The organism is Segatella copri (genome assembly GCF_026015465.1).
Lineage (GTDB): Bacteria > Bacteroidota > Bacteroidia > Bacteroidales > Bacteroidaceae > Prevotella > Prevotella copri_E.
In genome coordinates this window covers 34459-47435 of sequence record NZ_JAPDUQ010000003.1, presented here as the reverse complement: position 1 = coordinate 47435, position 12977 = coordinate 34459, and the positions used below count along the sequence as shown (strand labels likewise).

At 46.6% G+C, this 12977-nt stretch carries 8 protein-coding genes; 6 read left to right on the top strand and 2 right to left on the bottom strand.

Features of this window, described 5'->3' with window-relative positions; genetic code table 11:
• Window positions 1-117: 117 nt before the first annotated feature.
• Complete coding sequence (locus ONT08_RS11390; RefSeq protein ID WP_264958933.1) at window positions 118-1404, bottom strand: IS1380 family transposase; 1287 nt, start codon at window positions 1402-1404, stop codon at window positions 118-120.
• 266 nt (window positions 1405-1670) lie between these two features.
• On the opposite strand from ONT08_RS11390, the gene ONT08_RS11385 reads away from it, so the two are divergent.
• A complete protein-coding gene (locus tag ONT08_RS11385; RefSeq protein WP_264959980.1) occupies window positions 1671-3290 on the top strand; it encodes an RluA family pseudouridine synthase in 1620 nt (539 codons plus the stop codon).
• A gap of 166 nt (window positions 3291-3456) precedes the next feature.
• Here the strand turns inward: ONT08_RS11385 and ONT08_RS11380 are convergent, their stop codons facing one another.
• Window positions 3457-5115, bottom strand: a complete 1659-nt coding sequence (locus ONT08_RS11380) for a putative transporter (protein WP_254974412.1) — start codon at window positions 5113-5115, stop codon at window positions 3457-3459.
• A gap of 154 nt (window positions 5116-5269) precedes the next feature.
• Between ONT08_RS11380 and ONT08_RS11375 the strand changes: the two genes are divergently transcribed.
• From ONT08_RS11375 to ONT08_RS11355, 5 genes are all read left to right on the top strand, one after another.
• A complete protein-coding gene (locus tag ONT08_RS11375) occupies window positions 5270-6139 on the top strand; it encodes a PfkB family carbohydrate kinase (protein ID WP_117587045.1) in 870 nt (289 codons plus the stop codon).
• Window positions 6140-6377: 238 nt separating this feature from the next.
• Window positions 6378-7295 (top strand): fimbrillin family protein, encoded by a 918-nt coding sequence (locus ONT08_RS11370; protein ID WP_264959979.1) that lies wholly within the window; start codon window positions 6378-6380, stop codon window positions 7293-7295.
• Window positions 7296-7381: 86 nt separating this feature from the next.
• Complete coding sequence (locus ONT08_RS11365; protein ID WP_264959978.1) at window positions 7382-10912, top strand: fimbrillin family protein; 3531 nt, start codon at window positions 7382-7384, stop codon at window positions 10910-10912.
• A gap of 50 nt (window positions 10913-10962) precedes the next feature.
• Window positions 10963-11859: a fimbrillin family protein gene (locus ONT08_RS11360; RefSeq protein ID WP_264959977.1), complete on the top strand. Its 897-nt coding sequence runs from the start codon at window positions 10963-10965 to the stop codon at window positions 11857-11859.
• Between the two features lie 56 nt (window positions 11860-11915).
• Window positions 11916-12977 (top strand): hypothetical protein, encoded by a 1062-nt coding sequence (locus ONT08_RS11355; protein WP_264959976.1) that lies wholly within the window; start codon window positions 11916-11918, stop codon window positions 12975-12977.

The window sequence follows — 12977 nt, the reverse complement described above, 5'->3', positions numbered from 1 at the left end:
AAAATTCATTTTATTGTACATATTTCTTGCATAACAGAAATGTCGCAGACACAAAATCCCCTTACCCCATAAAGCGACTTGAGGTAATACGCTGGTTTAACCAGAAAAGCATGGTCTTTAACCAAAGTCTGTCTTGAACAGGTTGGCATAAGCATTGTTGTCTGAGTAAATGTTCAATACATGCCTACGTGATGTCTTAATCCATTTCGCAGGAACAGAGATGAACTTGAAAACAAAGGTCTTGATTCTGCTGGTGGCACGCAATCCAAATTCATGGGTTTTCAATCTCTGCATAATAGCTTTGTAGAAGTTTCTGATGAGAGCTGTCATAAGCAGGAATACAGTATTCTGTGCCATGAACGATTTTGGCAATCGATTCCAGCCAAAGTCATTGTTCATGTCATCGAAGATGCGTTCCTTGCCACCACGAAGATTGTAGAATTCCACGATGTCTCTTGCACTCGACTTGTAATCGTTAGTCAGTATACATCTGTAGGTATATTCGCCTTCCCAAATGTCAAGGTCTCCATCTATTCGCCTTTGTCTCTGTATGACAAGACGATACGGTTTTCCTTTCCATTTCTCAACAAGGATAGAATTCAACTCAAACTCAATACCGTTGATTTCAACAGTTTTCCATCCAGTTAAGGCAAACATGGAATCGTAGAAAGAAGAGCATCTGTTGGCACGAATATAAAAATACCTGCAATGAGCCTCTACCATATCTACGATTTCCTCCGAACATGAGCCGCAATCCATGCGGGCACGAGAAATATATATTTCCGAAGCCTCCAATCGCTTGAAGATTCTTTCCAAAGTTTCTTTTTGGTTGAAGCGCACGTTTGTGTTGCCGTCTCTATTTTCAATACCAACAATCATGTCGTTAATGACAGCTACACCTGGACTATAGCCCAAGAACTTCTTGTAGGTTGGTTTTGCATCATACTTCTCTGTTTCAATGAACTGATGGTCAAAGTCAAAATCATACTCTTGACCGGATTTCAATTGACCAGTAGCAAGCAGGGCATTGACCAGTAAGCAGTTCATCTTGTCTGCAGTATTGAAATCATAGGATTTGCCAGAAGCAGACTTATAGGTGATGCTCTTAAAGGTCAGTTCTTCGATAGCACGTAATATGGTGTCTGCGCTGCAAGTGCGAAGAGTTGGATGAAGAGATAAATGTTTCATCAGGTGAGTTGTAACATCCTCAATACATGAGCCACCACAAAGATATACGCACATCAGAGAACGTAGAATCTCGCTATATTGATAACCAAACAATGTGCATCTCAATCCCAAGGTAGAATCTATTGTTTGAGCTAAAAGAGAATCAAATTGCTCCATAATAGAAAAAATTCCTCCAAAAGGAGTGAGTTTCTCAGATTTTATTTGTACTTTTGCCATGTCATTCAGAATTTTGTTTGTTTTTATTTTGCAACACTAAGATAAGTGAAATTTCTGACATGGCAAAATCCTGAGCAACTTTTTGTTGCTCAGGTGCTTATAAAAAATATTAAATTATAGTGTTGCGGAAATTAGAATAAACAAAAAAATAACAGAAAAACTCATTTTTTCTATAAAAAAAAAGAGAAAAGCAATAAAAAGTGTACCTTTGCAGTATGGAAATGCAATTATTTAAAAATATCAACCCCCAAAATATACCTGAAAGGATGAACAATCCATTCAGCTACGAACCTCATCCGCTCTGCATCGAAGCATGCAGGGAGCTGCAGGATGAACTCTCACAGCGAAACGACTGGCGGGAGGAAATAGACCGTGGAAAGATGTTCGGCGTACTTATCGTAGAAGCCGACAACAGTAAGATTGGCTATCTGAGAGCTTATAGCGGACAGATTGGCGGCAGAAGCGACTGGGAAGGTTTTGTGCCAGCCGTTTTCGATTATCTTCAACCCGACGGATATTTCAAGAAACATGAGGCTGAGATTTCGGAATTGAACCAGCAAATCAGACAGATTGAAGCCAACAAAACCCTGAAAAAGGCAAAAAGCCTGATTGATGATTTACAGCAAAAGCGCCAGGAAGTTATCGCAAACTACCAGACAAAGATAAAAGAAGCGAAGGAAAAGCGGGATGCAAGGCGACAGGAAGCCCTTTCTGCAGGAAAATCTCTGAGCCAGGAAGAGGAAGAGGCGATGATAAAAGAAAGCCAGTTTATGAAGGCAGAACTGAAGAGGCTAAAAAAGTCGATAAACGAAAAGACGGCGTACGAAACGCTATATGAAAACTACGAAAAGGACTTGAACAGGGCGAAAAAGCTCCGCAAACAGTTATCTGAAGAACTTCAGCAATGGCTGTTTTCGAAATTCCAGATGCTGAATGCGGAAGGAGAAACCAAGGATCTGCTGGAGATTTTCAAGGACGAGGCGGTTAAGATTCCACCTGCCGGAAGTGGAGAATGCTGCGAGCCGAAACTCCTGCAATACGCTTACCAGCATGGCTACAAGCCTCTGCAGATGGCGATGTTCTGGTGGGGAGAGAGTCCGAAAGAAGAAATCAGACATCATCTTCAGTTTTATCCTGCCTGCAACGGAAAATGCAAACCGATACTACATTGGATGCTGCCTAAAACAGTCTTTGAAACCCAACAGACCGAAACTACTATATATAATAAGGTGGAAACGCTCTACGAAGACCGTGAACTGGCAGTCATCTATAAGCCCGAAGATTTACTCTCGGTTCCGGGGAAAGATGCAGCCCAGCCTTCCGTCTACGCTCTGATGCGCAGGAAATATCCCGAAGCTACCGGTCCGCTCATCGTCCATCGTCTGGACATGGCAACAAGCGGACTGATGATTATTGCCAAGACCGAGTTTGCCTATCATCGCCTGCAAAAGGAGTTTCTGAATCATCGGGTTCAGAAGAAATACGTAGCCATCGTTTGCGGAAAAAACAAGGAATCGTGCAACCGGATTCTGAAAGAAGCAGAAAGCAGAAAAGGTTACATCTCGCTCCCCCTGATAGCAGATTTTCTAGACCGTCCACGACAGATGGTAAACCGCGAACAGGGCAAGGAAGCCATTACAGAATACGAGGTTCTAGAGCGTATAGACGATACCCATCTTCGCCTGGCGCTCTATCCTAAAACGGGCAGGACGCACCAGCTGAGAGTGCATTGTGCTCATCAGGAAGGTCTGAATGCCCCTATCATCGGCGATCCGCTCTACGGCAACGAGCCGGCTACAAGACTGCATCTTCATGCAGAGGAAATCACATTTGAGCACCCGATGACGGGAAAGAAGATGACTATAACAAGAAAGGCTGATTTCTAAATTTGATTTAGGCACGGATTAAACTGATTTAGGCACGGATTACACGGATTTATGGCGCTAATGTGAATAAAGCGTATTTATAGTATCATAAAAAAATCCGTGTAATCCGTGTAATCCGTGCCTAAAAAACTAAAAAGCCGTGCCTAAAAGTTTACCCAGTGTCCTTTCAGACAAAGAACATCACGATAACCTGAGCTATCACCACTCTGATAAACATGCCGAGCGGATAAACCGTAGCATAACTGATACTTGGCGTATCGCCATCCAGCGTCTCGTTGGCGTAAGTAAGCGCCATCGGATTCGCCATACTTCCACAGAGGATTCCGCAGATACTGCCGAAGTCATACTTCTTGGTCTTCAGGATGATGAGACCTACGATAACCACAGGCACAACCGTGATAAGGAAACCGATGCCTACCCACATCAAACCTTCCGGACGGACTACCGTCTCGAAGAACTGTCCACCAGCCGCCAATCCCAGGCAACCGAGATAGAGGGCAAGACCCAGTTCTCGCAGCATCAGACCCGCACTTCGCGTCATGTAAGAGATGAAATGCACACGAGGCCCTAGCGCACCAATCAGAATACCCATCACGATAGGACCACCGGCAATACCCAGACGTACAGGAGCCGTCATTCCAGGAATATCCAGAGGAATGGTTCCTACGGCAAGACCGAGAATGATTCCGAGGAAGATAGCGCCGAGGTTCGGCTCGTTCAGGGTCTTTACGGCATTACCCAGAAACTGCTCTACATGGTCGATACTCGTAGGGTCGCCAACTACAGTCAGCCGGTCGCCGTACTGCAGACGGAGGTCATCTGTAGCAAGCAGACGGATATCACCACGAAGCACTCGACTCACATTCACGCCATAGGAATTTCGCATCTGCAGACTGCCCAGGCGCTTACCGTTCAGTCCAGGACGGGTAACAACGATAATGCGGCTTTCTACCTTCGCATCAATCGCATTCCAGTCTACCTTATCATTATTCCACTCCTTATCCACCTTCTTTCCGAAGAGAATCTGCATCGCCGAGACCTCATCCTTATTGGTAACCACGAGCACATTATCATTCGTATGAAGAACCGTATCAGCCTGAGGAACTATCACCTGTTCGCCTCTCCACACACGGGAGATGATGAACTTGCGATGCGTCATCATCGTAATCTCTGCTATGGTATTGCCGTTCAGGGCAGGATTCACGATTACATATTGTCCGATAGCCGTATGGTCGTCATCATCATTATTGCGAATCTCCAAATCTTCCGGTTTCACAAAGAGTTTGCGCAAGAGCATCATCGCCAGGATAACGCCCACAACACCCAACGGATAAGTAACGGCACAGCCCAGAGCTGCACCTTCGCTAGGCAAGCCCAACTGCTGCAACGCCTGCTGGGCAGCACCAAGGGCAGGCGTATTGGTTGTGGCTCCACACAGGATACCCATCATATCAGGCAGACTGATTGGCAAAATCCAGCACAAGCCGAGCGAGAACAAGGTTCCCACCAGGATGACAGCCAGACTCCAGAGATTGAGCGAAATGCCTTCGTGACGCATCGAACCGAAGAAGTTAGGACCCACATAAAGACCCAGCACATACACAAACATGGTAAGGCCGAAGCTTTCTGCAAACTCCAGCATGTTCTGGTCAATAGAGAGCCCTAGATGCCCTGCTATAATACCCACAAAGAATACGAAGGCTATGCCAAGGGAGATTCCTTTGACATGAATCTTGCCGAGGGCAAGACCCAAAGTACAAATCAAAGACAGAATGACGATGCCTTGCACCGCCGAATGCACGTTGATTAAATTATCAAACCACATAATGTTTCTTTATATCTATTCTAGATAAAACTTTAAAAGTTGCTTTTTCTCGATGCAAAGGTACATTAAAATGCGAACAAAACAAAATAATTCCCATTTTTTTTTGTATTATTCTCGATTTGCAGTACCTTTGCATCCGTAAAATGTAATAAGAATGAAAGATATTTGTTGTATTGGGCACGTAACAAAGGATAAAATCGTGACCCCGAACAGTACGGTTTACATGGCTGGCGGCACCTCTTTTTATTTTGCCTACGCCATCAACCAATTGCCAAAGGATGTAAGTTTCTCGCTTATTACGGCGATGGATCCTACCGAGAAGGAACCTGTTGAAAAGATGCTCAAGGCAGGAATAGATGTCACCTTGAACCCATCACGCAATACGGTTTTCTTCGAAAATATTTATGGCGATAATCCTAACGACCGTAAGCAGCGTGTGCTTGCCAAGGCAGATCCTTTCACCATCCAGCAGCTGGAGCATGTAGAGGCAAAGGTTTTTCACCTGGGCAGTCTGTTGAGCGATGATTTCTCGCCAGAAGTGGTTGCCTTTCTTGCCAAGAAGGGAAAAGTTTCCATCGATGTGCAGGGCTATCTGCGCGAGGTGAGAGACGAGAAAGTTTACGCTACCGACTGGAAGGACAAGCTCCAGGTGCTCAAGAACACCTATTATCTGAAGGTGAACGAGACCGAGATGGAGACCATTACCGGACTGAAGGACCCGAAGGAAGCCGCCAAGCTGATTCATGCCTGGGGCGTAGCCGAAGTAATCATCACGCTGGGAAGCGAGGGCTCTTTGGTTTATGTAGATGATACTTTCTATGATATTCCAGCCTACCCTCCTCATGAAGTAGTGGATGCTACGGGATGCGGCGATACCTATTCGGCAGGCTATCTCTACAAGCGTCTGCAGGGAGCCAATCCGGTAGAAGCCGGAAAGTTTGCTGCAGCCATGTGTACCATCAAACTGGAGCACAACGGACCATTCAACCGCACCATCGAAGATGTAATGAAAATCATCAGATAACAGACGGGGCAATCCCCACTTTGAAGAGAAAGGCAGTTTCCTACATGCAGGAAACTGCCTTCTTGCTTTGAGTTTACCCTCCGTTTACCCTCTGAAAATATGTTGTTTAGCAACTTTTTCCATATATGGACCATTATGAACTTGTATAATACCACATTTTTTCATACCTTTGCAGAGTAAATGAAACTGACAGTTCCAAATACACCTAGGAAAAGTAATCATATAAAACAAAGAAATCATGAAACAGAAGAAGCATCTAGCAATCGTAGGGAGCATGCTACTCGCGTTAACCGCATGTTCAGGTGGCAGTTCCGAACTGGACCCGACACAAAAGCCTACCCCTGCAGCAAAAGTACCTATCAACATCAGCACTTCGATAAGCCGTGCTACAGATCTGGCTTTCGAAGCGGGAGACCAGATAGGACTGTTTGTTGTCAACCATCAAGCCGACGGCTCTGCCGCAACACTCCAAACGACAGGTAACTATATAGACAACACGAAATTCACCTATGATGGAACCTGGAAGGCTGCAACTCCAACCTACTGGAAAGACAACAGCACCCCCGCCGATTTCTACATTTATTATCCATATACAAGTTCTATCAGCAACATAGAGGCGATGCCTTGGACTGTAAATGCAGACCAGAGTACAACCGAGAACTACAAGGCTAGCGAACTTCTGATAGGCAAGACTACAGATGCGGCTCCTACAGAAAGCGCCGTAAAAATAGACGCCAAACACGTGTTGAGCCAGATGATTATCAACCTCGTGGCAGGAAACGGATTTACAGAGGCTTCGCTTGCTGCAGCCAAGATTAGCGTAAAAATCAACCGCTTAAAGACACAGGCTACAGCCAATCTTTCTACAGGTGCCGTAACAGTCAAGGGCGATGATACAGACCTCATTCCGCTCAAGGAAGAAGGCAACAGCTACAAGGCGCTCATCATTCCGCAAGCCGTAGGCGAGGGAAATCTCATTACCGTAAATGTTGACGGCAGAGATTTCAATCTTCCTAAGTCATCCAAGTTTTCAGCTTTCGAGGCTGGCAGGATGCATAAGTTTACCGTTACGCTCAGCAAGACCAGCAACGGCGTGAATGTAAACATCAGCAAGTGGGAAGACGACGGTATCGACTATGGTGGTACAGCCGAATAAAAAAGTACAGACGATTTTCTATCCTAGAAATAATACGAGATGATCTTTCTTTTAGAGAAAAGTCATCTCCCCAAAACGAATTATTTATGAAAAGAGTAAAACATACCTTATTATATCTGCTTGCGGCAGGAGCCATGCTCCTGACGGGCTGTAGCGATGACTTCTTCGGCGACAAGACCGAGCAGCACGACAGCAACCGCATCCAACTCTCGGGCGATATCGACCAGCTTGCCGTAACCCGCGTCAACGACAACGGTTTCTGCAACGGCGACGTGATGGGCGTTTATATCGTAGATTACGAGGGAAACAAGCCTGGAACCTTGAAGGTAAACGGCAACCGTGGCGATAATGTGCGCCACACTTTCGATGAGCCTAACTATAAGTGGAACTCCGCTTATGACCTTTTCTGGAAAGACAAGCATACGCATATTGATGTGTATGGTTACTATCCGTTTGCCAACCCTGAGAGCATAGAGGATTATCAGTTTGAAGTACAGAAAGACCAGAGCAAGGCTACCGAGAATGGCGAAATGGGTGGCTACGAAGCGAGCGATTTTCTCTGGGGCAAGGTGTCGGATGTGGCTCCTACCACCAGCGTAATCCGTTTGCCTATGGCGCATCGCATGTCTAACGCCCGTGTTACCCTAATTCAGGGTTCCGGTTTTGCCGAGGGCGAATGGGCGAATCTGGAGAAGATTGTTCTGACAGCCAACGTAGCCCGCAAGGCAAGCATCAACCTTTCTACTGGCGATATCAAGACTGCAGGTGCTGTAGAGAACACCATGACCATCCCATCTCGTACTAACGACGAGTGGCGCACCATCGTGGTTCCTCAAACCGTGGCTGCCGGCACAACCCTCTTCAGCATCACCATCAGCGGCGTGCCTTACAAGTTCACTAAGAACGAGGCATTTACCTATGTATCTGGCAAGATGATGAACTTCGGTATCAAAGTAGATAAGCAGACCGGAAGCGGCGCTTACAAACTTACTTTGGTAAGCGAAAGCATTACTCCTTGGGAGAATGATCAGGTAAGTCATGATGCTACGGCGAAGGAGTACGTGGTTATCAACTCAACGAAAGGGCATCTGAAAGAGGCGATTGCTGCGGCTAATAAGGACTATACAAAACTCAAGAATCTTAAGATTACTGGCGAGATAGGACCAACAGACTTTGAATTTATGCGTGACGAAATGAGCAGTCTTCAATCTCTGAATATGAAAGAAGCTATCGTGTACGGATCTTTTGGTTTACAACCATGGTTCTCAGGCGAAAGAGCTCATGATGATGTCGAGAGAAAATATGTAATTCATCAACGTGCATTCGATGAAAAGAACACATTAGTCCGTGTCGTTCTTCCAGACAGTCTTACAGGAATTGGTGAAAGAGCCTTCAGAGATTGTGTTAATCTAACTGGTTCTATCATCATACCAGAGGGAGTAACTCGTATCGGTCCTAGTGCATTTCTTTGGTGTAATTCCTTAACAGGCTCGCTCTCTCTTCCAACAACATTGGAATACATTGGAGGTGGAGGCGCTGTAGATATTGGAGGTGCCTTTGACGGTTGCCACTTCAATTGCGAGTTGAAGCTACCAAACAGCTTAAAATATATTGGTCATAATGTATTTGCATCGAATCCAGGTTATTACGGCAATTTAGTTTTGCCTGAAAAACTAGAATACATAGGTGATGGAGCTTTTTGTAACGACAACAACCTTACGGGAAATCTTATCATTCCACAAGGTGTAAAGGCCATCAATCAAAATGCATTTGGCGGTACAGGTTTCAACGGAACCCTCCAGCTTTATGACGGAATTACAAGCATCAATCAAGGCGCATTCAATAATGTTCCACTAAAAGGAGAACTGACCTTACCAAAAAATCTAACTTCTGTTGGAGAAAATGCTTTTGCAGGATGTGATTTTTCCGGAGAGTTGAAATTACCAAAAGGTCTTGTATCTATCGGCAGAAACGCTTTTGCCGGGAACTGGCGTCTGATGGGTACTTTGGAATTTCCTGATGGGCTAGAATCGATTGGTGCTGGAGCTTTTGCTAATTGCCGTAGTATAGAACAACTCATTTTCCCAGAAAGCCTATCTAGTATTGGTTATGAACCAACATGGGGAGAGAATGGTGGTGCTTTTGCCAACGATTTTGGCATTTACAGCATCGTTTGCAGGGGAGAGGTTCCTGCACGTGTTTTGAGTGGTGCTTTCAACGGCGTAGCCAAAGATAACTTCACTCTCGAAGTACCTGAGTCTGCCATTTCTCAATATCAGGCAGCACCAGGCTGGAAAGACTTCAAGCGTATCGCAGCTCACCACGAGCTCGTTTGCCGCCCATCTGTAGCCTGCGCTTTAAGCACGGAGCATAAGCAGAAACTGGTGATTAACGCCGAGGGCGAATGGGAAGTAGCCAGCAAGCCAGACTGGTGTGAGGTTTCTCCTGCCAGCGGCAACAAGAAAACTGAAGTTACTTTGACCATCAAGGGAATGGCTAAGAATGCTGATAGTCGTGATGGAAAGGTGGTGTTCCGACTGAAGGACAAAGACTACACCCACGAATGTAGCGTTTCGCAGTATGGTTATGAATATGGCGAGGACGAATGGATTACCCTGCAGAAGGCTACCAAGGGCAATAATGGTGGAATCAACATCGTTCTGCTCGGCGACGGCTTTAACGCAAAGGATATTGCCAGCGGCAAATATCTGAATGATATCAAGCAGGAAGTGGAGTATTTCTTCGGTATCGAGCCTTACAAGACTTACCGTGATTACTTCAACGTTTATACCGCCATTCCGCTTTCTACGGAATCGGGTGTAGGAACCGTGAACACCATCCGCTACAACCGATTCAATACCACCTTTACCGGTGGCGTAGGATTGAAGGCAGATTATGATGAAGTATTCGATTATGCTCTGGGCGCTCCAACCGTCAACAAGGGCAATCTGAATCAGACCCTGATCATCATGGTTCCTAATTCTACCGATTACGGCGGCATCTGCCAGATGTGGGAAGATGGTTCGGCTATTGCTTTCTGTCCGCAGAGTACCTACGGTTATCCGCTCGATACCCGCGGCGTCATCCAGCATGAGGCAGGCGGACACGGATTCGGAAAGTTGGGCGATGAGTACATTTATCACAACGCCTTCATCGATTTCTGCGACTGCACCTGCTGCGGACACGTTCTTGAATTCAACGCAGCCAAATCGCTTGGTTGGTTTGATAACCTGGAACTTACCGGCAAGATGCATAGCGTAGGTTGGAGTCATCTGATTTTCGACGACCGATATAGCGACATCGTAGACATCTACGAGGGAGGCTACATGCACAACCGAGGCGTATTCCGTTCGGAGCCGAACTCCTGCATGAACAACGATATTCCTTACTACAGTACCATCAGCCGTGAGAGTATCGTGAAGCGCATCAAGGCTTATGCCGGAGAAACCTACAGTTTCGAAGATTTCGTTAAGAACGACAAACGGGATGCGGGAATCGTAGAGAGCCGTGCTTTCGGCGGCAATGGCGACCAGCGCACATCCGGAACCTACCAGCATGCTCCAGTCTTCCATAAAGGCAGTCCGCTGAAAATGGCAAAGGTTAGAAAGCGTCGCTAAGGGCGAGGGCAAGGTAAATCAGAATATGGACCATTAAAACAAGAAAAAAAATGAAGAAACATATAATAAGATACGCCAGTTTTGCGTTGGCTATATTAGGAATGGTTTCATGTAGCGAGGAGGTGGAAACAACCTCCCGCTACAAGGATGCCCAATCTACGCCGATGACTTTTGCCGTAAACTATCCCGGCCAGAGCCGTGCCACGGCAACCAGTTTCGAGTCAAACGACAAGATAGGTCTCTACGTGGCAGAAAGCAAGGCTCCACTCGAAATAGGCGGCAATCTCGTGAACAACGAAGCGCTCACCTACGATGGCAGCAAATGGGAAGCCGCCCGCACCCTCTATTGGGACGAAGGCACCTACAATGCCTACGCTTACTACCCATACATCCAGGGCATAAGCAGCACGACAGACCAGCCTTTCAGCGTAGCCCTCGACCAGAGTACCCCGAAGACGGCAACTGCACCCGGCGGTTACGAGGCAAGCGACCTGCTCTTTGCCACCAGCAAGAACATCCAGGCATCCAACTCTCCTATCAGCCTCAACTTCAAGCACATCATGAGCAAGCTCAAGATACGTCTGATCAAGGGCGAAGACTTTGAGGGAGACATGCCTACCCATGCCCAGGTAACCATCCACAGCACGGTACCTACAGCCACCATCGACCTTCAGGCAGGCGTGGCAACCCGTTATGTGAAAGGAACCCAGCAGAGCATCATCGCCCATCAGGAGAGCGACTACATCTACTCGGCCATCATCGTGCCTCAACGCATCGAAAACCGAAGACCACTCATCGAGGTGGTAATGAAAGGTGTAAGTTATCTCTACGAGAGCAGATTCCAGTTTAAACCCGGAACCGAACATCTTGTCAACTTCATCATTTCAGACAACCCAGACCAGGTGAAGATAGAGATAGGCGGCGAGATTCAGAACTGGGGGAAATAAATAAGAAAGCCTTTCTTCCGAAGGGCTATGAATGATAAGAATACAGAGAATTATAAATGAAGAAGACGGTATTGATATTATCCCTTCTAGCACTCCTTCTCGGAGGATGGGTGGCAGCCTTGTGGCTGCTGCCCTCTGCCGTTTATAAAGGCAACTGTCAGGAAATCCGATACGGAGAGAACGAAGGACTGGAACTTGTAGAACAGGACAACGGCACGAAAGGCAAGCGATACGTGGTAGAAGATGCAGACGGTAACGAGCTGTTTACCATCCCTTTGCGTGGCTGTCTGCTAGACACCCGTTTCCGCAACGGGCAGCTCCGGTTTCGCGAGCAAAACTCTAAGAGAGAGGGATTTATCGACCGACAGGGTATGGTAGTATTCACAGAAGACAATAAAAATGCGGTTCCGGAAGCCAACAGGCAGCAGGCGCAGATGCTGATGAACGGAGAATCGGAAGAAGGCACGAAGAGTGCGGCTGATTACCAACCGGAAGAACCGACAAGCAGGCAAGCGAATGCACCAAAAGCAGGAAAGACCAGCCATCTTTCGCAGGTAAATCTCAAGACGATGGCACAGTCGAATCCATTCTACAAGGAAGCCTCGAAAATCATGCAGGGTAAACTCACAGAGACCGATGCCAGACGCCGCCATACCATCCTCAACTACTGCGAACATTTCCGCACAGCCTATACCACCAAGGATCTAGATTTCCTGAAACAGGTGTTTAGCGACAAGGCACTCATCATCGTAGGAAACGTGATAAAACCAGTAGCCAACGACAACAAGTGTCAGGCTGAAGCAAAAGTAACCTACGCCATTCACTCGAAGAAAGACTATATTTCAAGACTGGCGAAGGTATTTACAGCCAACCAGAAGATAGACTTGAAATTCTCGGGATTCCGCATCATGCGCCATCCTACGATGGACGGCATTTACGGCGTCACCCTCCGGCAGCAATACAAGAGCGACCGCTACGCAGACGACGGCTATCTCTTTCTGCTCTGGGATTTCCGCAACCCGTCCATGCCGCTCATCCACGTGCGCACCTGGCAACCGGCAGGAACCGTACATAGCGGAGACGATGTAATCAGTATACAAGACTTTAATTTAGAATAA

What these genes read in the sequence shown, in the direction of transcription:
- ONT08_RS11390 (WP_264958933.1), bottom strand. Translation starts at nt 1,404, where the DNA reads ATGGCAAAAGTACAAATAAAATCTGAGAAACTCACTCCTTTTGGAGGA.
- ONT08_RS11385 (WP_264959980.1), top strand. Translation starts at nt 1,671, where the DNA reads ATGAACAATCCATTCAGCTACGAACCTCATCCGCTCTGCATCGAAGCA.
- ONT08_RS11380 (WP_254974412.1), bottom strand. Translation starts at nt 5,115, where the DNA reads ATGTGGTTTGATAATTTAATCAACGTGCATTCGGCGGTGCAAGGCATC.
- ONT08_RS11375 (WP_117587045.1), top strand. Translation starts at nt 5,270, where the DNA reads ATGAAAGATATTTGTTGTATTGGGCACGTAACAAAGGATAAAATCGTG.
- ONT08_RS11370 (WP_264959979.1), top strand. Translation starts at nt 6,378, where the DNA reads ATGAAACAGAAGAAGCATCTAGCAATCGTAGGGAGCATGCTACTCGCG.
- ONT08_RS11365 (WP_264959978.1), top strand. Translation starts at nt 7,382, where the DNA reads ATGAAAAGAGTAAAACATACCTTATTATATCTGCTTGCGGCAGGAGCC.
- ONT08_RS11360 (WP_264959977.1), top strand. Translation starts at nt 10,963, where the DNA reads ATGAAGAAACATATAATAAGATACGCCAGTTTTGCGTTGGCTATATTA.
- ONT08_RS11355 (WP_264959976.1), top strand. Translation starts at nt 11,916, where the DNA reads ATGAAGAAGACGGTATTGATATTATCCCTTCTAGCACTCCTTCTCGGA.